Annotated in this window: 21 protein-coding genes; 14 read left to right on the forward strand and 7 right to left on the reverse strand. The window is 74.2% G+C overall.

The annotated features are described in order from the left end of the window. The first annotated feature begins 120 nt into the window (after positions 1-120). The 5 genes from ABZ945_RS32050 to ABZ945_RS32070 all read left to right on the forward strand — a co-directional run bounded on the left by ABZ945_RS32050 (position 121) and on the right by ABZ945_RS32070 (position 6,304). A complete protein-coding gene (locus tag ABZ945_RS32050) occupies positions 121-1,515 on the forward strand; it encodes a hypothetical protein (RefSeq protein ID WP_361276837.1) in 1,395 nt (464 codons plus the stop codon). A gap of 179 nt (positions 1,516-1,694) precedes the next feature. Then, positions 1,695-2,537: a nitrilase-related carbon-nitrogen hydrolase gene (locus tag ABZ945_RS32055; protein WP_361276839.1), complete on the forward strand. Its 843-nt coding sequence runs from the start codon at positions 1,695-1,697 to the stop codon at positions 2,535-2,537. Continuing rightward, complete coding sequence (locus tag ABZ945_RS32060) at positions 2,534-3,817, forward strand: aspartate aminotransferase family protein (protein ID WP_361276841.1); 1,284 nt, start codon at positions 2,534-2,536, stop codon at positions 3,815-3,817. The genes ABZ945_RS32055 and ABZ945_RS32060 overlap by 4 nt, the downstream gene beginning before the upstream one ends. Before the next feature lie 22 nt (positions 3,818-3,839). Next, positions 3,840-5,279 (forward strand): dihydropyrimidinase, encoded by a 1,440-nt coding sequence (hydA, locus tag ABZ945_RS32065; RefSeq protein ID WP_361276843.1) that lies wholly within the window; start codon positions 3,840-3,842, stop codon positions 5,277-5,279. 11 nt (positions 5,280-5,290) lie between these two features. Then, entirely contained in the window at positions 5,291-6,304 is a 1,014-nt protein-coding gene (locus tag ABZ945_RS32070; protein ID WP_361276845.1) for a TIGR03842 family LLM class F420-dependent oxidoreductase, read from the forward strand. Between the two features lie 8 nt (positions 6,305-6,312). On the opposite strand, the gene ABZ945_RS32075 is transcribed toward ABZ945_RS32070, so the two are convergent. The 6 genes from ABZ945_RS32075 to ABZ945_RS32100 form a co-directional block, all read right to left on the reverse strand. Continuing rightward, a complete protein-coding gene (locus tag ABZ945_RS32075) occupies positions 6,313-9,426 on the reverse strand; it encodes an FG-GAP-like repeat-containing protein (RefSeq protein WP_361276847.1) in 3,114 nt (1,037 codons plus the stop codon). A 202-nt stretch (positions 9,427-9,628) separates the two neighbouring features. Continuing rightward, positions 9,629-10,312: an alpha/beta hydrolase gene (locus ABZ945_RS32080; protein ID WP_361276849.1), complete on the reverse strand. Its 684-nt coding sequence runs from the start codon at positions 10,310-10,312 to the stop codon at positions 9,629-9,631. After that, on the reverse strand, positions 10,312-10,668 hold the full coding sequence (locus ABZ945_RS32085; protein WP_361276851.1) for a hypothetical protein: 357 nt from the start codon (positions 10,666-10,668) through the stop codon (positions 10,312-10,314). The genes ABZ945_RS32080 and ABZ945_RS32085 overlap by 1 nt, the downstream gene beginning before the upstream one ends. Then, positions 10,658-11,086, reverse strand: a complete 429-nt coding sequence (locus tag ABZ945_RS32090; protein ID WP_361276853.1) for a nitrile hydratase — start codon at positions 11,084-11,086, stop codon at positions 10,658-10,660. The genes ABZ945_RS32085 and ABZ945_RS32090 overlap by 11 nt, the downstream gene beginning before the upstream one ends. After that, positions 11,079-11,492 carry a RidA family protein gene (locus ABZ945_RS32095; RefSeq protein WP_361276855.1) on the reverse strand — a complete coding sequence of 138 codons (414 nt, stop codon included), beginning with the start codon at positions 11,490-11,492 and terminating at the stop codon, positions 11,079-11,081. The genes ABZ945_RS32090 and ABZ945_RS32095 overlap by 8 nt, the downstream gene beginning before the upstream one ends. Then, positions 11,489-13,018: a monooxygenase gene (locus ABZ945_RS32100; protein ID WP_361276857.1), complete on the reverse strand. Its 1,530-nt coding sequence runs from the start codon at positions 13,016-13,018 to the stop codon at positions 11,489-11,491. The genes ABZ945_RS32095 and ABZ945_RS32100 overlap by 4 nt, the downstream gene beginning before the upstream one ends. 62 nt (positions 13,019-13,080) lie before the next feature. On the opposite strand from ABZ945_RS32100, the gene ABZ945_RS32105 reads away from it, so the two are divergent. The 7 genes from ABZ945_RS32105 (at position 13,081) to ABZ945_RS32135 (ending at position 19,670) form a co-directional block, all read left to right on the forward strand. Beyond that, positions 13,081-13,737 (forward strand): TetR/AcrR family transcriptional regulator, encoded by a 657-nt coding sequence (locus ABZ945_RS32105; protein WP_361276859.1) that lies wholly within the window; start codon positions 13,081-13,083, stop codon positions 13,735-13,737. A 247-nt stretch (positions 13,738-13,984) separates the two neighbouring features. Next, positions 13,985-14,305: a hypothetical protein gene (locus tag ABZ945_RS32110; protein WP_361276861.1), complete on the forward strand. Its 321-nt coding sequence runs from the start codon at positions 13,985-13,987 to the stop codon at positions 14,303-14,305. A 167-nt stretch (positions 14,306-14,472) separates the two neighbouring features. After that, positions 14,473-15,885: an amidase gene (locus ABZ945_RS32115; protein ID WP_361276862.1), complete on the forward strand. Its 1,413-nt coding sequence runs from the start codon at positions 14,473-14,475 to the stop codon at positions 15,883-15,885. Between the two features lie 99 nt (positions 15,886-15,984). Further along, a complete protein-coding gene (locus ABZ945_RS32120; RefSeq protein WP_361276863.1) occupies positions 15,985-16,539 on the forward strand; it encodes a Uma2 family endonuclease in 555 nt (184 codons plus the stop codon). Between the two features lie 63 nt (positions 16,540-16,602). After that, positions 16,603-17,439, forward strand: coding sequence for an inositol monophosphatase family protein (locus ABZ945_RS32125; RefSeq protein WP_361276864.1), 837 nt, complete (start codon positions 16,603-16,605; stop codon positions 17,437-17,439). Positions 17,440-17,740: 301 nt separating this feature from the next. Continuing rightward, entirely contained in the window at positions 17,741-19,159 is a 1,419-nt protein-coding gene (locus ABZ945_RS32130; RefSeq protein ID WP_361276874.1) for an NAD(P)/FAD-dependent oxidoreductase, read from the forward strand. A 4-nt stretch (positions 19,160-19,163) separates the two neighbouring features. Continuing rightward, on the forward strand, positions 19,164-19,670 hold the full coding sequence (locus ABZ945_RS32135) for an O-acetyl-ADP-ribose deacetylase (protein WP_361276866.1): 507 nt from the start codon (positions 19,164-19,166) through the stop codon (positions 19,668-19,670). A gap of 33 nt (positions 19,671-19,703) precedes the next feature. Here the strand turns inward: ABZ945_RS32135 and ABZ945_RS32140 are convergent, their stop codons facing one another. Continuing rightward, a complete protein-coding gene (locus ABZ945_RS32140; RefSeq protein ID WP_361276868.1) occupies positions 19,704-20,234 on the reverse strand; it encodes a TetR family transcriptional regulator in 531 nt (176 codons plus the stop codon). Positions 20,235-20,641: 407 nt separating this feature from the next. Between ABZ945_RS32140 and ABZ945_RS32145 the strand changes: the two genes are divergently transcribed. Together ABZ945_RS32145 and ABZ945_RS32150 are read left to right on the forward strand one after the other, a co-directional pair. Further along, entirely contained in the window at positions 20,642-21,961 is a 1,320-nt protein-coding gene (locus tag ABZ945_RS32145) for a UDP-glucose/GDP-mannose dehydrogenase family protein (RefSeq protein WP_361276870.1), read from the forward strand. Between the two features lie 142 nt (positions 21,962-22,103). Continuing rightward, positions 22,104-23,324 (forward strand): glycosyltransferase, encoded by a 1,221-nt coding sequence (locus ABZ945_RS32150; RefSeq protein ID WP_361276872.1) that lies wholly within the window; start codon positions 22,104-22,106, stop codon positions 23,322-23,324. Positions 23,325-23,366: the final 42 nt, after the last annotated feature.

A 23,366-nucleotide genomic window follows, 5' to 3' on the forward strand; every position in this document is an offset into this window, starting at 1 on the left:
TTCCTCCTCTTCCAGCGCCACTTCATCGCCGGAATCGCCACCACCGGCCTCAAGTAGCCACCGGACACCGACGACCGCCGCCCGGGTGGCCGGACGGCCCTGCGCGAGCGGATCCGGTCGATGGCGGGGGAGCGGGAGCGCGCCGACCGGCGCCGTGCCGCGCTGCTGGACCTGCTCGGCCGCGCCGTCCCCGGTTCCGCCGAGGCGGCCGGCTTCACCCGTGAACTGCTCTGGGTCCGCGACGACCTGGCCCGGGCCGAGGCCCGCACCGCCGAACTCACCGCCCGCCTCAGCGCCCTCGGCCCCGCCACCACCCACCCGGATACCGGTCTCGCCGCGGTCTTCCCCCGCCGGACCCCGGACCCGTACGCCGGCCAGAGCGCCCGCCCGTCGCCCGCCGGGGAATCCACCCCCGCCACCCCCGACCCGATCACCGCCTCGGCCCCCCACCCGCCGGCCGCCATGGAGCCGCCCCCGGCCCACCCGGACACCCGCCTCGCCACCCGCTCTCCCCTCGGGGCCCCGGGCCCGTACGACGTCGCGGGCAGCGTCCCGTCGGCCGCCGTGGGGCCCGGCCCCGCCTTCCGGGCCCCCGGCCCGTCCCCGACCCTCCGCGCCCCGGGCCCGGACACGGCGCCGCCGGGCGCCGGGGAGCCCGCCCCCGTCCCCCCGGGCGCCGCCCCGTACCCCGCCGGGGAGTCGCCGGGCGCCCCAGCCCCCGTCCCCGTAGACCCCGATGTCCCTCCCGACCCCGCCGAGCACCGCACCCGGCGGCGGGGGCGGGCCGGGCGGCCGCGCGGGGCCCGGTACGCCTGGCTGGACGAGGTCCCCGAGGAGCCGGACCCGCTCGGGGCCGAGCCTGAACCCCAGGTAGACCCGGCCGCGCTGCTCGGCGCTCCGGTCACCGCCACCGCCGCCCCGCGCGGCGCCCGGTTCGCCCCGGTCGCCCCGGAGGAGGCCCCGCCCGCGCCGCGCCCCGATCCGGGGCCCGCGCGGGAGGCCGTGGCCGCGCTGCGGCGGCTGCGCGCGGCCGGGCGGGGCGGCGAGGCGCACGTCCTGCTCTGCGAGGCCGCCGCCTGGCCCGCGGAGCTGGTGCCCCCGCTCGCCGGGGAGCTGGGCGCCGCCGGGCTGGGCGCCGACTGGGCCACCCTGCTCTGGGAGGCCGCCTCACTGCCCTCCGAGCGGATCGCCGAACTGGGCCGGGCGCTCGCCGACGCGGGCCGCGACCGGGACGCCGAGGCCCTGCTGCGCCAGGGCGTGGCCCGGCCCACCGACGAGACCGCGGCGGCCGTGCTCGCGCTGGAGGACAGCGGCCGCCCCGCGCACGCCCGCGCCCTGCTGGACGCCTTGGTGGGCTGCCGGCCCGCCGAGGAGGCCGCCCGCCTCGCCGCGCACGCCCCGCACCGGCTGGTCCCGCTGCTGCTGGACGCGGCGCGCGCCGCCGCCCCCACCGCCCCGGCCCGTGAGGAGGCCCTGGTGCACGCCCTGCGCGTATCCGGCCTCGCCGGCTGGTGAAGCACGGGCTGCCTGTCCACCTCCGCCCGATGTGGACCACTCGGGTGCGAAACATGATCGACTCCGTTGCTTCACGGCGGCGGTCTTGCTCCCGCATGTGACGAGGCTTACGTTCACTGTCTACGCACCGCTTCTACGGGCGTAGAGCTCGTCGACGCATGTCGCGAAGGAGCAGCCCCATGTCCCATACCGTGCGCGCAGCGCTGGTCCAGGCGACCTGGACGGGCGACACCGACTCCATGATCGCCAAGCATGAGGAGCACGCCCGGGAGGCGGCCCGCCAGGGAGCGAAGGTCATCGGCTTCCAGGAGGTCTTCAACGCCCCCTACTTCTGCCAGGTCCAGGACCCCCAGCACTACCGCTGGGCCGAACCGGTGCCCGACGGGCCCACCGTGACCCGGATGCGGGAGCTGGCCCGGGAGACCGGACTGGTGATCGTCGTCCCGGTCTTCGAGAGCGAGGGCCCGGGCTTCTTCTACAACACCGCGGCGGTGATCGACGCCGACGGCTCCTACCTCGGCAAGTACCGCAAGCACCACATCCCGCAGGTCAAGGGGTTCTGGGAGAAGTTCTACTTCCGCCCGGGCAACGCCGGCTGGCCGGTCTTCGACACCGCCGTGGGCCGGGTCGGCGTCTACATCTGCTACGACCGCCACTTCCCCGAGGGCTGGCGGCAGCTCGGCCTCGCCGGCGCCCAGCTCGTCTACAACCCCTCCGCCACCCACCGGGGCCTCTCCGCCCACCTCTGGCAGCTGGAGCAGCCGGCCGCCGCCGTCGCCAACGAGTACTTCGTCGCCGCCATCAACCGGGTCGGCCGCGAGGAGTACGGCGACAACGACTTCTACGGCACCAGCTACTTCGTGGACCCGCGCGGGCAGTTCGTCGGCGACCTCGCCTCCGACAAGGAGGAGGAACTGGTCGTCCGCGACCTCGACTTCGGCCTGATCGACCAGGTCCGGCAGCAGTGGGCCTTCTACCGGGACCGCCGCCCCGACGCGTACGAGGAGCTGATCCAGCCGTGAACGACCTCCTCAAGCGGCACCAGGCCGTCATCCCCGACTGGGTGACCCTCTACTACCGCGACCCCATCGAGATCACCCATGGCGAGGGCCGGTACGTCTGGGACGCCGAGGGCCGCCGCTATCTGGACTTCTTCGGCGGCATCCTCACCACCATGACCGCCCACGCCCTGCCCGAGGTCACCCGTGCGGTCAGCGAGCAGGCCGGCCGGATGATCCACTCCTCCACCCTCTACCTCAACCGCCCCATGGTGGAGCTGGCCGAGCGGATCGCCGCCCTCTCCGGCATCCCCGACGCCCGGGTCTTCTTCACCACCTCCGGCACCGAGGCCAACGACACCGCGCTGCTGCTCGCCACCGCCCACCGCCGCTCCAACCAGGTCCTGGCGATGCGCAACAGCTACCACGGGCGCTCCTTCTCCACCGTCTCCATCACCGGCAACCGCTCCTGGACGCCCACCACCCTCTCCCCGCTGCAGACCCTCTACGTGCACGGCGGCGTCCGCACCCGTGGCCCCTACGCGCACCTGGACGACGCCGAGTTCACCGCCGCCTGCGTCGCCGACCTCACCGACCTGCTCGGCCACACCGGGGACGTGGCCGCGCTGATCGCCGAACCGGTGCAGGGCATCGGCGGCTTCACCTCCCCGCCGGACGGGCTGTACGCCGCCTTCCGCGAGGTGCTGGCCGAGCGCGGGGTGCTGTGGATCGCCGACGAGGTGCAGACCGGCTGGGGCCGCACCGGTGAGCACTTCTGGGGCTGGCAGGCGCACGGCGCCGCCGGCCCGCCGGACCTGCTCACCTTCGCCAAGGGCATCGGCAACGGGATGTCCATCGGCGGGGTGGTCGGCCGCGCGGAGATCATGAACGGGCTGTCCGCCAACTCCATCTCCACCTTCGGCGGCTCGCCCGTCACCATGGCCGCCGGCCTCGCCAACCTCTCCTACCTCCAGGAGCACGACCTCCAGGGCAATGCCCGGCGGGTCGGCGGACTGCTCATCGAGCGGCTGCGCGCCGCCACCGCCGGACTGGACCGGGTCCGCGAGGTGCGCGGCCGGGGGCTGATGATCGGCGTCGAGCTCGTGCATCCCGGCACCGGCGGCGCCGACCCGGAGGCCACCGGGGCCGTGCTGGAGGCCGCCCGCGAGGGCGGACTGCTGGTCGGCAAGGGCGGCGGCCACAACTCCAGCGCCCTGCGGATCGCCCCGCCGCTCAGCCTCACCGCCGCCGAGGCCGCCGAGGGCGCCGACATCCTGGAACACGCCCTGCGCTCCGTCTGCTGAACGCCCGGAGGTATCACCGGCCATGACCACCACCCCCGCCCCAGCCGGCGGCACCCCCGGCACCGGTCGCGTCCTGGTCCGCGGCGGACTCGTCATCACCGCCGCCGAGGAGACCCCAGCCGACGTCCTGGTCGAGGACGGCAAGGTCGCCGCGCTCGCCGCGCACGGCAGCTCCGCCGCCGAGGCCTGGACCGCCGAGCGCGTCATCGACGCCACCGGCCGCTATGTCATTCCGGGCGGCGTCGACGCCCACACCCATATGGAGCTGCCGTTCGGCGGCACCTTCGCCTCCGACGACTTCGAGACCGGCACCCGGGCCGCCGCCTGGGGCGGCACCACCACCATCGTGGACTTCGCCGTGCAGTCCCGGGGCGGCGCCCTGCGCGAAGGACTGGACGCCTGGCACGCCAAGGCCGAGGGCCGCTGCGCCGTCGACTACGCCTTCCATATGATCATGTCGGACGTGAACGAGTCCTCCCTGAAGGAGATGGACCTCCTCGTCGACGAGGGGATCACCTCGTTCAAGCTCTTCATGGCCTACCCCGGCGTCTTCTACAGCGACGACGGGCAGATCCTGCGGGCCATGCAGCGCGGCGCCGCGAGCGGCGGGCTGATCATGATGCACGCCGAGAACGGCATCGCCATCGACGTGCTGGTGGAACAGGCCCTGGCCCGCGGCGAGACCGACCCGCGCCACCACGGCGAGGTCCGCAAGGTGCTGCTGGAGGCCGAGGCCACCCACCGGGCCATCCAGCTCTCCCGGGTGGCCGGCGCCCCGCTCTACGTGGTGCATGTCTCCGCCGAGGAGGCGGTCGCCGAGATCGCCGCCGCCCGCGACAAGGGGCTGCCGGTCTTCGGCGAGACCTGTCCGCAGTACCTGTTCCTGTCCACCGACAACCTGGCCGAGCCGGACTTCCAGGGCGCCAAGTACGTCTGCTCCACCCCGCTGCGGCCCCGGGAGCACCAGGCGGCGCTCTGGCGCGGACTGCGCGGCAACGACCTCCAGGTGGTCTCCACCGACCACTGCCCGTTCTGCTTCAGCGGCCAGAAGGAGCTGGGGCGCGGCGACTTCTCCAAGATCCCCAACGGGCTGCCCGGGGTGGAGCACCGGATGGATCTGCTCCACCAGGCCGTGCTGGACGGGCACATCAGCCGCCGCCGCTGGATCGAGATCGCCTGCGCCACCCCGGCCCGGATGTTCGGCCTCTACCCGCGCAAGGGGACCATCGCCCCCGGCGCCGACGCCGACCTGGTGATCTACGACCCGGCGGCCGAGCAGACCCTCTCGGCTGCCACCCACCATATGAACGTGGACTACTCGGCGTACGAGGGCCGCAGGCTCACCGGGCGGGTGGAGACGGTGCTCTCCCGCGGCCGGGTCGTGCTGGACGGCCGGGAGTACACCGGCAGCCCCGGGCACGGCCGGTTCGTGCCCCGCTCCACCTGCCAGTACCTGGACTGAAGGGAAGCCGCGTGGACTTCGGACTCGTCCTGCAGACCGACCCGCCCGCCTCGCAGGTCGTCGGCCTGATGCGAAGGGCGGAGCGCAACGGCTTCCGCTACGGCTGGACCTTCGACTCCGCCGTGCTGTGGCAGGAGCCCTTCGTCATCCACAGCCAGATCCTGGAACACACCACCAAGCTCCGGGTCGGCCCGATGGTCACCAACCCGGGCACCCGTACCTGGGAGGTGACGGCCTCCACCTTCGCCACCCTGAACGACATGTTCGGCAACCGGACCGTCTGCGGCATCGGCCGCGGCGACTCCGCGATGCGGGTCGCCGGCCGCCGGCCGAACACCCTGGCCCGGCTCGGCGAGGCCATCGACGTCATCCGCGACCTGGCGGAGGGCCGCGAGGCGACCGTCGACGGCAACACGATCCGCATCCCGTGGATCAGGAACGGGAAGCTGCCGGTCTGGATGGCCGCGTACGGCCCCAAGGCCCTGGCCCTCACCGGCCGGAAGGCCGACGGCTTCATCCTCCAGCTCGCCGACCCCTTCCTCACCGAGTGGATGGTCAAGGCCGTCCGCCAGGCCGCCACCGACGCCGGCCGCGACCCCGACGCGCTCACCATCTGCGTCGCCGCCCCCGCCTACGTCACCGCCGACGACTCGCCCGAGGCCCTGGCCCACGCCCGGGACCAGTGCCGCTGGTTCGGCGGCATGGTCGGCAACCATGTCGCCGACCTGGTCGCCCGGTACGGCGAGCACTCCGGCCTGGTACCCGAAGTGCTCACCGCGTACATCAAGGCCCGCGAGGGCTACGACTACAGCCATCACGGCCGGGCCGGGAACCCGTCCACCGACTTCGTCCCCGACGACATCGTGGACCGCTTCTGCCTGCTCGGCCCGCCCGCCGCGCACATCGGGAAGCTGACGGCGCTACGGGACCTGGGCGTCGACCAGTTCGCGGTGTACGCGATGCACGACGCCCGGGAGGCGGTGATCGACGCCTACGGCACCGAGGTCATCCCCGCCCTTCGCTGAGCCTGACGTCAGGCCGAGTTGATCCAGCCCCGGGTGGCCCCGGTGGCGGGGTCGACGTCGAGGTAGTCCTCCCGGCCGTCCCCGTCGATGTCGGCGAACTGGATGCGGCTGCCGGGGACGAGCACCCCGGAGGCGACCTGGCCGCGGGACGTCCAGTACCAGTCGCCGCCGCCCGGCTTCGGGCCTCCGTTGGACCACATGTCCAGCGCGCTGCTGTCGTGCAGGACCAGGTAGTCGGCCCGGCGGTCGCCGTCCAGGTCGGAGAAGCGGACCGTCCGGCCCTGCGCCCCGACGCCGCCCGCGATGGTGCCCTGGCCCGACCACAGGTAGTCGCCCCCGCCCGGCTTCGGCCCGCCGTTGAGCCAGGCCCTGACCAGGCCGTCCGGGTGGACGACCAGGTAGTCGGCCCGGCCGTCGCCGTTGAGGTCGGACAGCCGGATGCTGCTGCCGGCCTCGCCGACCCCGCCGGCGACGGTGCCCTGCGACAGCCAGTACCAGTCGCCGCCGTGCGGGCTGGGCCCGTCGTTGAGCCAGGCCTGCACCGATCCGTCGGGGTTGACCACGATGTAGTCCGCCCGGTGGTCGGCGTTGAGGTCGGCGAAGGTGACGTTGGCGCCCGGCTTGCCGACGCCGCCGGCGATGGTGCCGGCCGGCGTCCAGTAGTGGTCGCCGCCCTCCGGCTTGGGGCCGCCGTTCAGCCAGGCCTGGACCGAGCTGTCCGCGCCGACCTGGAGGTAGTCCGCCTTCTTGTCGCCGTTGATGTCGGCGTACAGCACACGGGCCGAGTTGCCCACGGTGATCGAGCCCTGCGGCGACCACGGCCAGCCGTCCTCCGGCGAGCTGTCGTTGCGCCACATCCGGGTGTTGCCGGTCACCGGGTCGACGTCCAGGTAGTCGGCCTTGCGGTCGCCGGTCACGTCCGCGAACCGGATGCGCTCGCCGGAGACGCCGACCCCGGAGGCGATGGTGCCCTGCGGGTACCAGCGGTAGCCGCTGCCGCCTGGACCGCCGTTGATCCACGCCCGCACCGAGCTGTCGCCGTTGAGCACCAGGTAGTCGGCCCGGCGGTCGCCGTTGAGGTCGGCGAACCTGACCTTGTCCGGGGAGACGCCGACGCCGGTGGCGATGGGGAGGGACGAGTCGGCGGACCACGGGCGTTCCGGTCCCGGCGGGTTGTGGATGAAGGCGTCCACAGCGCTGTCCGGGGCGATCCAGAGCCAGTCCACCAGCCCGTCGCCGGAGACGTCCGCGAACTCGGGCCGCAGCACCCAGGTGGTGCCGAACTCCTGGGTGTAGGTGCCGCCGTCGCCCCGGCGGACCTTGAGCGTGGTCGGCTTGTCGCCGGGCACCAGCTGGATGATGTTGGCCCGGCCTTCGTTGAACACGTCACCGAAGAACCAACGCGCCTCCCGGTTGCCGGTGTTGATGGTCCGGCGCGAGGTCCAGGCGACGGTGCCGTCGGTGTTGACACCGCCGTTGTTCCAGACGTCGAGATTGCCGTCGGCGTGCGAGACCAGGAAGTCCGCCCGGCCGTCCCCGCTCAGGTCCGCGAAGTGGATCCGGTCCCCGCTGCCGAGCGACAGGTTGCCCGGGTAGGAGTGGGGGCGGAGCGTGCCGCTCGCGATCGTCCCCTGCGGGAACCAGCTCCGGACCGGGCTGCCGCCGCCCGGCCCGTCGCCGCCCCCGGTCGGCGGGTCGACCCAGCCGGCCCACTCGATCGACTCGATCCCCTGGTGGAAGGCGTGCCCCAGCTTGCGGTAGCCCTCGTCGTTGGGGTGCAGGAAGTCGGCCAGGTCGGAGGAGGGACTCAGCGCCTTCCAGCCGTCCACCATCCAGATCTTCCGGCCCTGGTCGCGGCGGTCGCCCACCAGCCGCGGAATGCTCTGGTTGAAGTAGAAGATCCGCCCCTCGGTGGTCGGGTTGGCGCTCGGCACGAGTGTGGAGACGATCAGCGAGACGTCCGGTTGCTTGGCGAAGATCCTGTCCATCAGCGCGCCGAGCCGTGCCGGTGCTCCGGCCGGGTCGACGTTCTCGTTCATGTCGTTGGTGCCGATGTGCAGCAGCACCACGTTCGGTTTGTAGGTGTCCATCACCGAGTCGGCGATCCCGCTCAACTGGTCGATCTGCCAGCCGGGATGGCCCTCGTTGTCGTTGTCGGGGACCGACCCGTAGTGCTGCGAGCCGACATAGCTGACCTCGGTGTGCGTCTGGTTGCGCCGCAGCTCGTCGTAGAGCGGCCCGCGGTAGGCGGAGGTGCTGCTGCCCGCCCCGAAGGTGATCGAGTCGCCGAAGGGCAGGATGCGCAGCTCCGGCGGCTCGGCCGCGGCCCGCATCTGGCCGAGGCTCACCGCGTTGTGGTCGGCGCTGGCGCCGGGCAGCCGCTCCACCGGGTGGTTCGGGAGGTTCTCCGAGGACAGGGCGTAGTCGAACTCCTCCCCGCCGATGTGCGTCGGCTGGAACGTCCGGTACATCCAGGTCTGCGGTGGCATGACGACCGTGCCGGGGTCCCGGTTGAAGTCGCCCGCCAGCGTCCAGGTCCGGTTCGGCCCCTGGGCCCGGACGTATCTGTTCACCGCGTCGGCCATGCGCTGGACATCGACACCGCCTCCGGACAACGCGTGGTACGTGAAGTACCAGTTCTCCCCGAAGCGCACCCCGAGCACGTTCCGCCCGCCCGGGTACGGGTTGGCGATGATCCTGACCTCGTCGGCCGGGCGCTGGGTGACGATCGCGAGGTTGTTCCGCCCGCCGGTGTAGCCTCCCCCGTTGGGGTCGACCTGGAGGAAGTACACCTCGTAGCTGGCTTGGCCGGCCACCCAGCGGTGGTGCTGCACATAACCCGAACGCCCCGGAGCGTTGGGGTCGAACGTGAAGCGCTGGACGAACTCACCCGGCGGCGCCGCCCCGGCCTCCTGCAGCGCCACGATCTCCGCGCTGCGCGCATAGTCCTGGACCTGGTCGGTCCACTTGGTCTCCCCGAGTTTGGTTCCCCCCTGCATGTTGTAAGTGATCAGCGGAGTCGTCGCCAACCCCGCCGCCACCGCCCGCCCGGCCGTGAGGCCGAGCCCGGCAACGGTCCCCAGCACGATGGCCAGGGCAGTGATCCACGCGCGCACACGCATGGCAGCTCCTTCGTGGAATGGGCGCGCGTGGAGTGCCACGGCGGGATGGTCCGTCCCCCGACTCCACTTCCGGCGCCTTACGGCCACATCCCAGCACGGCGGGCGGAACGCCGTCCAGAACGTGCCTGTGAGGCAAGGCGGTTGGGCCGCCCGCCGGGCTGCCGAGGTCTCAAGCCGCCAGCCCGTCCTGCGCGTCGACTCCTCAGCTTGTCCGGTCGAGTGCGGCGCCCACGCGCTCGGGGTCGGTGAGGGGTGCCAGATGGGCGGCGCCCTCGATGGTCAGGAGCCGGGCTCCGCGCCGTAGCGCCGTATCCGCCGCATCGGCGAAGTAAGGAGAGCCCCCACACCGTAGGTATGTCGCCGGTGGGTGAGGGCGGCCGGATGCGGGGCCCGGCAAGGGCTCCTCGTGAGTGGCCCGGCTCAGCGGCCGAGCCCGCGCGGTCACCCACGCCAGATCGCCCGCCGCGAGCCCCATGGCCTCGAAGCCGAACGGCGGTATCAGCCATGCCTCGCCCTCCGGCCGCAGAGCGGCAGCGGCATCGCACGCGTCGCGCAGGACGGGCTGGAGGTCGAAGGCGGACTGGCCAGGCGAGGGGAAGTACGCGTCCAGGTAGGTGAGTTGCCGGATGCGCCGCGGCCGCTCGTATCCCGCGCCGGTGATGACCATGCCCCCGTAGCTGTGCCCCACGAGGACCACGTCGGTGAGGTCGTGCCTGTCGATCAGAGCGACGATCTCGGCGATATGGGTACGCAGACCGACACCGGGTGCGGCCGGGGCGAGCGAGGGGCAGACGACGGTGTGGCCGGAGGCCCGTAGTCCGGGGGCGACCCGTTCCCACGCCCAGCCTCCGAGCCAGGAGCCGTGTACGAGGATGAGGGTGGCCATCACTCCTCCGACGCGGCCCTGGCCGCCCAGGAGGAGCGGATGTCCCGCAGAACCCACTTCAGACGGTCGTCGGGGATCAGGAACCCGCCGACTCCGGACGAGAACAGCACGTCGTAGACGCGCTGGGACACCTCGGTGAGCCGCTCACCGAAGTCCTCGTGCTCCTCCGGTCTCGCGGGGAGCAGGATGACGATGGTGTCCTCCCTCTGCTCCACCGCCTCGACGGCGAACTCCCGTACCGGCTGGTGGCCCGACTCCTCGCACAGCACTGCTTTCGGGTCGGCGACGAGCCTCGCCCGGTAGGCGCTGTCGTTGACGAGCCGGAGGGTGTGGACGGTGCCGGCGTCATGCCTCATGGCTGCTCCGTGTCTCGTCGTTGCCGGCCTGGGCCTCGTGGAAACTCCGGCGCATGGCCAGCAGTTCGGTCTTGAGCCGTTCGGGCAGCAGCCAGACGAAGTTGTCCCCGCTGCGCCACAGGTCCATCAGGTTCACGGGCTCGCCGCGGTCCGGCTCGTCCGGCCGCTTCGCGGGTGGGAGGACGTAGTACAGCGTGTCGCGCCGCTGCAACCTGACCTCCACGGTGATCCCCGCGCGCACCCGCACCCCCATCGACGCCAGGGCCTCCAGGGGCTCGCGCTCCAGTCGCGCGGCGAAGGACGGGTCCGCCCAGGCGCGGCGGGTGAGCGCCGCTTCCAGGTCCTGGTCCTCCCCGGTGGGGCAGGGCCCCGGCGTTGCCCCGTGTCCCGGTCCCGCCGGCCGGTACGGCTCAGTCATGGCTCCCCCGTACCGGGAGCGCCGCGACGACCCTGACCTCCACGAGATACTCCGGTGCGAAGAGCGCGGGCACGCCCACCAGGGTGCTCGCGGGCGCCGTCGTGACACCGGCCCGCAGCGGCCCCATGATCGCGGGCAGCAGCTCCGGTGCGTAGTCGACCACGTAGACGGTCTCCTCCACGATGTCGTCGCGGGTGGCGCCGACCCCGGCGAGCGCGGCGTCCAGGTTGCGGGCGATCCGGGCCGCCTGGGCGCCGTGGTCGCCGAGCCCCTCGGGCGACCCGTGCGCGTCCCAGGCGACCTGCCCGGAGACATACGCGATCCGGGTCCCACCGACGGTGACGACCTGGCTGATCTGGTCGGACGGGTTGTGCACGGACGGTGGATTGACGCGTTCCACGGTCATGCCGGCTCCTTTCGGCTGGGCGTCCCCGCCCAGGTGGTCAGTGCCCGGGCGCGCTCGTCGCGGCGCGCGCCGCCGTCGGTGGTGCGGGTGGCCCAGGCGATGTGGCCGTCGGGGCGTACGAGCACCTCCGTCACCCCGTCCAGGTCCTCGCGCCCGTCGTGGAGGTCGGCGTCGACGGCCGTGACCCGCGAGCCCCAGCCCGCGTCCACGACCTCCCGCACGGCCGCGCCGCCGGCCAGGGAGAGCAGGACGTAGCGGCCCCCGACGAGCAGTTCGTACACCCGTATCGCCTCCGAACCGGCGGCGGTCAGCCCGACGTCGGGCATGCGCCGCCCCACCAGCGGGTCGGCGTCCGGGTCCGTCGCCGGATAGCGGGTGCCGAGCGCGGAGACCTGCTCGGCGAGCCGGCGGTTGACCTCCGGTATGCCCAGCAGACCGTCTAGGAGGCCGCGCAGGGCCGAGGCCGGGCGCTGGTACTGCCCGACCAGCGTCAGCTCCGCCAGCAGCGTCTGCACCTCGGTGTTCTCGGTCACCGACCGGCCGACCGGACGGCGTTCCCCGTCGTAGCTGTCCAGCAGCCCGGGCGGGGCCCAGCCGCCGACCTCGGCGGCCAGCTTCCACCCCAGGTTGGCGGCGTCCTGAAGCCCGGTGTTGAGCCCCTGGCCCGCCGCGGGGAAGTGGATGTGGGCGGCGTCGCCCGCCAGCAGGACGCGTCCCGCACGGTAACGCTCCGCGAGCCGGGTGGCGTTGCCGAAGCGCGAAAGCCAACGGGGCCCGGCGACGCCGCAGTCGGAGCCGGTGATCCGGATGAGCGAGGCACGGAACTCCTCCAGGGTCACGGGCTCCCGGGTCGGTACCCGTATCCGCTCCGGGTCCAGGCAGACGAACCGGGTGACCCCTCCCTCCAACGGCGCGACGATCACACCGCGCGCCCGTGCCGCGTCGAGAGCGCCGGGCCGCGGATCGACGGCCGTGAAGTCCCCGAGCATCCCGGTCAGGGTCTCGTCGGCGCCGGGGAAGCCGATCCCCGCGGCCTGCCGCACGGTGCTGCGCCCGCCGTCGCACCCGACCGCGTAACGGCCGTGCACGGTCTCGGTGCCGCCGCCCGGTACGCGTACCTCCACCTCGACCCCGTCGCCGTCCTGGCTCACGCCGAGGGTCTCGTGGCCCCGGCTGATCTCCACCCCCAGCTCGCGCGCTCGTTCCGCGAGGATCGCCTCGGTGCGCGCCTGGGCCAGGAAGAGGGTGTAGCCGTGCCGGGAGTCGAGCGCGCCGAAGTCCAGGTGGGTGGGCAGCCCGGCGAAGTGCCAGCCCGGCACGGTCCGGCCGAGGGGGAGGAACCGGTCGAGCAGCCCTCGCTGGTCCATCAGCTCCACGCTGCGCGGGTGCAGGCTCAGCGCCCGCGAATCCCGCTGCGGTTCGGCGCGGCGCTCCAGAACCCGGGTCCGTACGCCGGCCAGCGCCAGCTCGCAGGCGAGCATCAGCCCGGTCGGGCCCGCGCCCACGACGATCACGTCGGCTTTCATCGGAGGTCTCCTTCCTTTAGTGAACAATGTTCACGTGGACGCTGTTCACTATAGTGAGGCCCATGAGCATCCCGTCAAGCCCCGCCCGGGGCCGGCCCGCCCGGCTCGATCGCGCCCGCACCATCCGGACCGCCCTCGACCTGCTGGACGAGGGCGGTCTCGACGCGCTGACCATGCGGCGCCTCGCCGACGCGATGGACGTCCGGGCCGGCGCGCTGTACCGCTACTTCGCGACCAAGCAGGACCTGCTCACCGCGATGGCCGAGCGCATGGTCGACGGCGTCGCCGAGTCCGCGCGGGACGGCGACTGGGACGAGCGGACGGCGCGCCTCGCCCGCGCGCTGCGTACCGCCCTGCTCGCCCACCGCGACGGCGCACGCGTCTTCGCCGGCACGCACTCGACCGGCCCGAACACCCTCGGCTTCGCCGACAGCCTGGTCGGCGTCCTGCGCGAGGCGGGCTTCGGCGACGACGACGCGGCACGCGCCCTCCATGCCGTCGCCAACTTCACCGTCGGCCACACCCTGGAGGAACAGGCCGCCCTGCGGCCGGGGGACGGGGAACCGGCCAACCCGGACGTCCTCCGTGAGGCGGTGACGGCCGGGGCGTATCCGCACCTCGCCGCCACCCTGCCGGCACTCATCAGCACGGACTTCTCGGCCGACTTCGAGTTCGGACTGCGGCTGCTCCTGGAGGGCCTGCGCGCCGTCCGGAAGTGACCCCGACGCCGGTTCTTCCGGCGGGAGACTGGGTCGGCCCGGGCGGCCCGAACGCACCGGAATCGGCCATCATCGGAGCTGACACCGAAGGGCCGACATGCCCCGCCCGACCTGGCCCGGCACCCGGACCGGAGAAGGGAAGCCGTATGGACTTCGGACTCGTTCCGGCCGTGGACAACGCCTATGCGCATGCCCATGCCCATGCCCCTGGGGCCGAGGTCATCCCCGCCCCGGGAGATCCGGTCCGTTGAGCGGGGGCCGCGGACCCGACCGTACGCCGGACGGCCGGTACGTCGTCATCGGCGGGCGGCGCTGGCGGGCCACCGACCCGGACATCCCCGAGGAGCCCGCCGCCCGGCTGCGCTCCCATCTGATGGCCGCCCGGCGCGCGGTCGGCGCGGCCCGCCGAGCCGACGACCCGGCCGCCGAGCGCACCGCCCGCGCCCGGGTGCAGACCGCCAAGGTCGCCCTGGGGGAGCGGGGCACCCCCTGGTGGGAGCAGTCACCCGCCGAGCGCCGTACCCGCTGGCAGGACGGCCTGGCCGCGCTGGACGCCCGGGCGGGGTGAGGCGCGGCCCCGGCGGCGCGTGGAGACCCGGGCGGCGCCGCGGCAGAGGTGGGGGCCGAGCCACGCGTCCGCCCGCCTCCGGGGTGGCCCGGGGCCGGGCCGCGAGGGCTCCGATCCGCGCCGATCGCCCTCTACTCATCGGTAGCACCGTTCAGTAGGCTCCGCGCATGCCGACCGACACCACCGCCACGCCCCCCGGACTCGCCGCGCAGGCACGGTCGTTGGCGGAGGGGCACACCACCTCCGCCGACCTGGTCCGGGCCTGTCTGGAGCGGATCGAGGCGGCCCAGCCCACGGTGAACGCCTTCCGCTGCATACGCGCCGAGGAGGCGCTCGCCGAGGCCGAGGACGCCGACCGGCGGCTGCTGGCAGGGGAGCGGCTGCCGCTGCTCGGGGTGCCGGTCGCGGTCAAGGACGACACCGATGTGGCCGGGCTGCCCACCCGGTTCGGCTGCCGCGGCGACATCCCGTCCGCCACCGCCGACGGGGAGGCGGTACGCCGGCTGAAGGCGGCCGGGGCGGTGGTCGTCGGCAAGACCAACTCCTGCGAACTGGGCCAGTGGGCGTTCACCGAGGGGCCCGCCTTCGGGGCCACCCGCAACCCCTGGAACCTCGGCCACACCCCCGGCGGCTCCTCCGGAGGCTCGGCCGCCGCCGTCGCCGCGGGCCTGGTGCCCGCCGCGCTCGGCTCGGACGGCGCCGGCTCCATCCGCATCCCGGCCGCCTGGACCCACCTGGTCGGCATCAAACCGCAGCGCGGCCGGGTCTCCGTCCACCCCTACACCGACTGCTTCGAGGGCCTCACCGTCAACGGCCCGCTGGCCCGCACCGTCGCCGACGCCGCCCTGCTCCTGGACGCCGCCGCCGGGCCGCACCAGGACGAACGGCACCACCCCGCCCCGGTGGACGCCTCCGCCGCCGCCCGCCGCGACCCCGGTCGGCTGCGGATCGCCCTCGCCCTGCGCCCGCCCTTCACCGCCACCCGCGCCCCCCTCCACCCCGACATCCGCCGCGCGGTCACCGCCCTCGCCGAGACCCTGGCCCGACTCGGCCACACCGTCACCGAGGCCCGCCCCCGCTACGGCCTGATCGGCCTGGGCTTCCTGCCGCGCGCCACCGCCGGCATCGCCGCGTACGCCGACCGCCACCCCGACCCCACCGTGCTCGACCCGCGCACCCTGGGCGCCACCCGCACCGGCCACCGCCTCGCCGGCCGCGCCCTGCGCGCCGCCCGCGCCCGCGAGGCCGCCCAGCACGCCCGTATCGGCGCCCTCTTCCGCGATTACGACGTGATCCTCGCCCCCACCACCGCCGCCCCACCGCCCCGGATCGGCGCCTTCGACCAGCTGCCCGGCTGGCGCACCGACCTCACCATGGCCGCCGCCTGCCCCTACGCCTGGCCCTGGAACGTCCTCGGCTGGCCCGCCGTCAACGTCCCCGCCGGCCTCACCCCCACCGGCCTCCCCATCGGCGCCCAGCTCCTCGGCCCCGCCGCCACCGAACCCCGCCTCATCTCCCTCGCCGCCCAACTGGAAGCCGACCTCCGCTGGCACGACCGCGTACCGCCGGCGGTCGCCTGATCGGGTGAGGCACATCGGATGCGCCAGCACGGCGCCCTCCGGTTGCGCGACCCTGACCCCGGTCGCCAAGCCGCACTCACGATGCCCAAGGGAGAACCGATGAGCGCCCAGCCTCACGCGTACGCGGTCAGCGACCCCGAGACAGCGCTCACGTACGCGATCCAGCACATGCGGGGAGACCGGGTGCAGATCGTCGAGGGGGTCATCGAACAGACCGGGCCGACCTGGGATCACGAGAACATCGCCGACCTGGTCCGCGAACAGCTCGGCCCCGTGCTGCGCCGACTGCGCCTGCGGGCCGGCTCCGGCAACCTCGACCTGCCCGGCAGCGGCAACTGGTACGTGCCCGACCTGGCCGTCGTCCCGGCCGACCTCGCCAAGGGAGCCGGGGCGCTCCTTCCCGACCAGACCCTGCTGGTCGCGGAAATCACCTCCGAGCCGAACGCCGACACCGACCGCACCGTCAAGCGCCGCCGCTACGCCGAGTACCGCGCCCCGCTGTATCTGCTGGTCGACCGCCAGGAGCGGAGCTGCACCCTGTACGCCGAACCCGGCCCCCTCGGGTACACGGCGCAGGACGGGCCGCACCCCTTCGGCGCGTCGCTCCGGCTCCCCGAGCCGTTCGCCCTGGACCTGGACACCTCCGAGTTCTGAGCCCGCGCGAACGGATCCCGGCCGGTGGCCGGATTGTCGGAGGCGCGTGCTTAGCTTGGAGGCATGATCGATGCCTTTCTCGACCCCTCCAGCGGATCCCTGCGCCAGGTGGAGGAGGCGGTGCGCCAGGCGGCCGCCGCCGAGATCATTCCGCGCTGGCGGCAGCTCGCCGCGCACGAGGTGATCGAGAAGAGCGGGCCGCACGATGTGGTGACGGTGGCCGACCGGGCCGCCGAGGCCCATCTGACCGCCTCGCTCACCCGGCTGCTGCCGGGCTCCGTGGTGGTGGGGGAGGAGTCCGTGCACGCCGACCCGGCGGTGTACGAGGCGCTGGAGCGCGACGCCCCGGTGTGGATCGTGGACCCGGTCGACGGCACCCGGCAGTTCGTCCGCGGCGAGGCCGGTTTCTGCACCCTGGTCGCGCTGGCGCTGCGCGGAGAGCTGCTCGCCTCCTGGACCTTCGCCCCGGCCCGGGACCGGATGGCGACGGCGGTACGGGGCCGGGGCGCCCGGCTGGACGGCGTCGAGCTGCGGGCGGGGTCGCCCGAGGCGGGCGCGCCGCTCCGGGTCGCCATGTCCCACCCGGACTACACCACCCCGGACCAGAAGGCCGCCCTGCTCGGCCTGGACACCGAGGGCGTCCGGGCCCGCCCCTGCGGCGCGGCCGGGCTGGAGTACCTGGCGGTGGCCAGCGGCGAGCTGGACGCGGTCGCCTTCTCCTGGGAGTTCGCCTGGGACCACGCCGCCGGGCTGCTGCTGGTCGAGGAGGCCGGCGGCGCCCAGTCCACCCTGACCGGTGAGCCGTTCCGGATCGCCGGGGGCAACGCCCTGCCCTTCACCGCCGCCCGGGACGCGGCCACCGCCGCCCGGATACGCGAGCTGCTCACCGCCGCCGGATGACCGCCGCCGTACCCCGACCGCCCGCGCCCCATATCCTTGATGGTCTTGGAAGGCCGGAGGGACCGGAGAAGGCCGGACGGGCGCGGAGGGGTGGGGATGGACACGGGAGGCCGGATGGACATGGGAGGGCCGGATGGACACGGGAGGGCCGGATGGGCGCGGAGGCGCCGGACGGTCCCGACCGGGTCGCCCGGCGTCACCCGCTGGCCCGCTCGCCCGCCCACCCGCTCACCCGGTCATCTGATCACCCGCTCATCCGATCCCCGCTCACCCGCTCACACCCGCTGACGAAGGAGCCATGGTGCCGTCGATGCTCGATGCCGTCGTCGTAGGGGCGGGGCCCAACGGGCTGACCGCCGCCGTCGAGTTGGCCCGCCGGGGCTTCTCCACGGCCGTCTTCGAGGCCCGGGACACCGTCGGCGGCGGCGCCCGCACCGAGGAGCTGACCCTCCCCGGCTTCCGCCACGACCCGTGCTCCGCCGTCCACCCGCTGGGCATCGGCTCACCCGCCTTCCGGAACATGCCGCTGGACCGGTACGGCCTGGAATGGCTCCACCCCGAGCTGCCGATGGCGCACCCCTTCGACGACGGCACCGCCGCCGTGCTGGCCCGCTCCGTCGCCGAGACCGCCGCCTCCTTCGGCCCCCGGGACGCCGGCACCTACCGCCGGCTGGTCGCCCCCTACCTCGGCAAGTGGGACACCCTGGCCCGGGACTTCATGTCCCTGCCGCTCAGCGCGCTGCCCCGGGACCCGGTCACCCTCGCCCGCTTCGGCATCGCCGGGCTCCCCCCGTACAGCTGGCTGATGCGGCGCTTCCGCGACGACCGGGCCCGCGCCCTGATCGGCGGGCTGGTCGCCCATGTGATGGCCCCGTTCGGCGGTCCGGCCTCCAGCGCCATCGGGCTGGTCTTCGCCCTCGCCGCGCACGCCGTCGGCTGGCCGCTGCCGCGCGGCGGCTCCCAGTCCATCGCGGACGCCCTCACCGCGTACCTCCGCGACCTCGGCGGCACCGTCCACACCTCGTACGAGGTCAAACGGCTGGACGACCTCCCGCCGGCCCGCGCGTACATCTTCGACACCTCGCCCACCGCGCTCGCCCGGATCGCCGGCCTCGGCCGCTACTACGACTCCTTCCGCTACGGCGCCGCCGCTTTCAAGATCGACTACGCCCTGGACGGCCCGGTGCCCTGGACGGCCGAGGCCCCCCGCCGCGCCGGTACCGTCCAGATCGGGCCGAGCAGCCGGGAGATCGCCACCGCGCTGAAGCAGGCATCCAGCGGCACCGCCGCCCCCGAGGTGCCCTTCCTCATCACCGCCCAGCCCAGCCTGGTCGACCCCTCCAGGGCCCCGGAGGGCAAGCAGGTCTTCTGGGCGTACGGCCATGTCCCCAACTCCTGGCAGGGCGACCTCACCGAGGCCATCGAGCGGCAGATCGAGCGCTTCGCCCCCGGCTTCCGCGACCGGGTCATCGCCCGCGCCACCGCCGGCCCGCCCGAGATCGCCGCCCGCAACGCCAACTACGTCGGCGGGGACATCGCCTGCGGCGCCGCCTCCGGGCTGCAGCTCATCCTGCGCCCCCGCCCCACCCTGTTCCCCTACCGCACCCCCCACCCGGCCGTCTTCCTCTGCTCCTCCGCGACCCCGCCCGGCGCCGGCGTCCACGGCATGTCCGGGCACAACGCGGCCAAGGCCGTCTGGCGCCACCTCAGAAAGGGCTGACCCCATGGAGATCGTCCTGGTCCGCGGCGACATCACCGAGCAGCAGGTGGACGCCGTGGTCAACGCCGCCAACTCCTCCCTGCTCGGCGGCGGGGGAGTGGACGGCGCCATCCACCGCAAGGGCGGCCCGGACATCCTCGCCGCCTGCCGGGACCTGCGCGCCGCCCACTACGGCAAGGGCCTGCCCACCGGCCGCGCCGTCGCCACCACGGCCGGCCGGCTCCCGGCCCGATGGGTGATCCACACGGTGGGCCCGGTGCATTCCACCACGGAGGACCGCTCCGAGCTGCTGGCCTCCTGCCATCGCGAGTCCCTGCGCGTCGCCGACGAACTCGGCGCCCGGAGTGTCGCCTTCCCGGCCATCTCCACCGGCGTCTACCGCTGGCCGGTGGAGGACGCCGCGCGGATCGCCGTGGAGACGGTCCGCGCGGCGGAGACCTCGGTGGAAGAGGTCAGGTTCGTCCTCTTCGACGAGCGGGCGTACGAGGCGTTCGCCGCCCGCGTCGGCTGACGCGAGCACCCATCCGCCCCCGACGCCGACCGCTCACGAGGCGTCCGGCTCGGGCCGCAGCAGGGCACCGATCGCCTTGCCCAGCTGGCGGTGCAGGGCGTCGTCGTCCGAGGCCCGCGCCAGGGCGGGGGTGCCGATCGCCCGGCCGAGCAGACTGGTACCCAGCAGCAGGGCCGCCACCAGCTCGGCCCGCAGCGGGGCGTCGGGGCCGTCGAGACGGGCGGCGAAGCGCTCCGAGAACACCTCGGCCAGATCGTCGCGGAACTCCCGGACGGCCGTCTGGCGGTCCGGTGAGCTGAGCACGGCCACCACCGGATGCGGTATCTCCTCCGCCGGCGGGCCCCCGGCGAGGAAGTCGCAGAGCCAGCCGGCCACCTCGTCCAGCGGGGTCTCCAGCAGCGGGTCGAAGAGCGCGGAGGGGCGGGAGACCGCCGCGAACAAGGCGTCTTTCGAGCCGAAGTAGCGGTAGACCAGCGCCGCGTCCACCCCGGCGTCCCGGGCGATGTCGCGCAGGCTGGTGCCCTCGTAGCCATAGGCGCCGAAGCGCTGCGCCGCGGCGGCCATCAGCGCGCTGCGGGTGCCCGCGGCGCTGCGTTTGCGCCGTTTCGGCCGGCGCCCGGGCGTCTCCGGCGTGTCGTCGGCCGCGGGACGGCTCGCGGCGGAACGTTCGCCCGGTCGCGGGCCGCCGTGCTCCGCCGCCGCCTCCCCGCCTCGTACCGCCGCACCGGACGCTCCCGCCGCAGGTCGCCGTCCCCGCCCGCCACCGCCCTGGACCGGGAATCCGTTCACGTCCACGCCCTCGTCACCCCTCGTCGTCCGGCCCGCCGTGCCGCCGACCGGAGGGCCATGCTCCCCGCTCCGGCCGGTGTCCGAAAAGTCATCAGCGGATGTCATCGGCTGTTGACTCTAGACCTGCCCGACGGCCTACAGTCCCTCCCGACAGCAGCGACCGTCGGGAGGGGTGAGGGCTGATGCCCGCAGAGAGCCGTCGTGTGGTGGTCGTCGGGACCGGCTACGTGGGTCTGACGACGGGGGCCTGCCTGGCCTCGCTGGGACACCGCGTGGTGTGCGCGGACGCCGACGCGGCCAAGGTCGCCGCCCTGCGCCGCGGCGAGGTCGCCCTCCTGGAGCCGGACCTCGACGAGCTGGTACGGGACGGGCTGGACCGCGGCCGGCTGGCGTTCACCGGGGACACGGCCGCGGCGGTGGACGGGGCGGAGGTGGTCTTCCTGTGCCTGCCCACGCCGATGGGACTGGGCGGCGCCGCCGACCTGGCCGCCGTGGAGGCCGTCGCCGGGCAGATCAGGCACCGGCTGCCGGCCGGCTGCGTCGTGGTCGACAAGTCGACCGTGCCGGTGGGCACCGCCGAGCGGGTCGCCGCCCTCCTCGGCCGGAGCGACGTCCCCGTGGTCAGCAATCCCGAGTTCCTACGGGAGGGCAGCGCCGTCCACGACTTCCTCCACCCCGACCGCATCGTCATCGGCGGCGGCGACCCGGCGGCTCTGGACCGGGTGGCCGGGCTCTACCAGGCGCTGGACGCCCCCGTGCTGCGCTGCGCGGCGGCCGACGCCGAACTCGCCAAGTACGCGGCCAACTTCTTCCTCGCCATGAAGCTCTCCTTCGCCAACAACCTCGCCGTGCTCTGCGACGCGGTCGGCGTGGACGTCTCCCAGGTCACCGCGGCCATCGGCCTCGACCCCCGGATCGGCCCCGCCTTTCTGCGCCCCGGGCCCGGCTGGGGCGGGTCCTGCCTGCCCAAGGACACCCATGCGCTGCTCACCGCCTGCGAGGGGGCCGGCGTGGACTTCCCCCTGCTACGGGCCACCATCGAGACCAATGTCGCCCACCAGCACCACCTGGTGGACCGGATCGCGGCCGACCTGGACGCCGACGGCCGCCCGCTGGCCGGGGCGCGACTGGGCCTGCTCGGCCTCACCTTCAAGGCGGGCACCTCAGACCTGCGCGACTCACCCGCCCTGGCCGTCGCCCGGCTGCTACGGGCCCGGGGCGCCGTTCTCGTCGCCGCCGATCCCGCGCTCAGCGCCGAGACCACCGACCTGAGCGACCTGCTGACCCTGGTGGACGACCCCACCGAGGCGGCGGACGGGGCGGACGCCTGCGTGGTCCTCACCGAGTGGCCGGAGTTCCGCGCCCTGCACTGGGACCGGATGGCCACGCATATGCGCGGCCGGGCCGTCCACGACCCCCGCGGCGTCCTCGACCCCGACCGCCTGGCCCGGGCCGGCCTGGCCCTGCACGGCCTCGGCCGCCCCCGCGTCCTCACCGGCTGACCCCCTGCCCGAAGCCCTCAGCGGGCCCCACACCCACCCCCCCCGGCGGAACACGTATCCCCGCTCCATGTATCCCCGCTCCACGTTTCCCCGCTCCACGTATTCCCGCTCCAGGTATCCCCGCTCCTCGAAAGGCAGCACCATGCGCGTCCTGTGCACCACCACCGGCAGCCCTTCCCACGGCCGGGCCCAACTCCCCTTGTTACGGGCACTGGCCGCCGCCGGGCACGAGGTGCGGGTGCTGACCACCTCCGAACTGACCACGGTCTTCGGCGACGACGACGTGAGCGTGGATCCCCGGCTGCCGGCCTTCGACCCGAGCGCCCTCGTCCAGGACGGGGACGGTGCCGGACCGCTCGGGGCGCAGGCGCCCGCCGAGGCGCAGCAGGCCCGGATCCGCGACCTCACCCGCGCCCTGGGCGGCCCGCTGGCCAGGGCGCTGTACGAGGTGGAGGCGCCCGCCGCCCGGGCCTTCCGCCCCGATCTGGTGCTGCGGGACGGCATGGACCTCGGAGCCTGCCTGGTCGCCGAGGAGCTGGACGTACCGCAGCTGCCGACCCCCTCCGGGGCCCTCAATGTGCTCGACCCGGCCGATCTGCACGAACCGCTCAACGCGGTGCGCGCCGCGCTCGGCCTGCCGCGGCGGGACGATCCGCTGTCGGTGGTGGCGCACGGCCGGGTCGACTACGTCCCGGCGGCCTTCTCCTTCGCCCGGCACGCCTCCGGCGCCCTCGCCTACCAGCAGACCACCGGAGTGACCCGCGCCGCCCGGCTGCCCGACTGGTTCGCCCGACTGCCCACCGACCGGCCCCTGGTGTGGGCCGCGCTCGGCAGCGCGCTGCCGCACATCCGCCGCTACCTGCCCGCCGATATCGGCTTTCCGGTGCCGGACCCCGGTGAGTCGCTGCGGATCATCCTCGACGCGACGGCCGAACTCACCGACTGCACCGTGGTCGTGGGCACCTCCGGCATACTGCCGGACGACATCGACCCCGCCTCGCTGCCCGCGCACATCACCCTGACCGACTGGCTGCCGCAACCGCTGGTACTGGAGACGGCGGACCTGTTCCTCACCCATGGCGGCTTCAACAGCGTCCGCGAGGCGCTGCGCACCGCCACGCCGATGGCCGTGCTGCCGCACTTCGGCGACCAGCAGCCGAACGCCGAACGGGTCGAGGAACTGGGGCTGGGCCGCCAGATCGCCGAGCGCACCCCGGAGGCCGTGGCCGCCGCCTGCCGGGCGGTGCTGACCGACCCGGAGGCCGGAAGCACCGCGCGCCGGGCCCGGCTGGAGATGCTGGCCCTGCCCCCCGTGGAGGCGGCGGTGGACGACCTGCTGAAGCTGACCGGGGCGGCCCGGTGACCTCGGCGGACCGCGGGCCGTCCGCTCCGGACGGCCCGCGGC

Source organism: Streptomyces sp. NPDC046887 (assembly GCF_040644755.1).
Lineage (GTDB): Bacteria > Actinomycetota > Actinomycetes > Streptomycetales > Streptomycetaceae > Streptomyces > Streptomyces lichenis.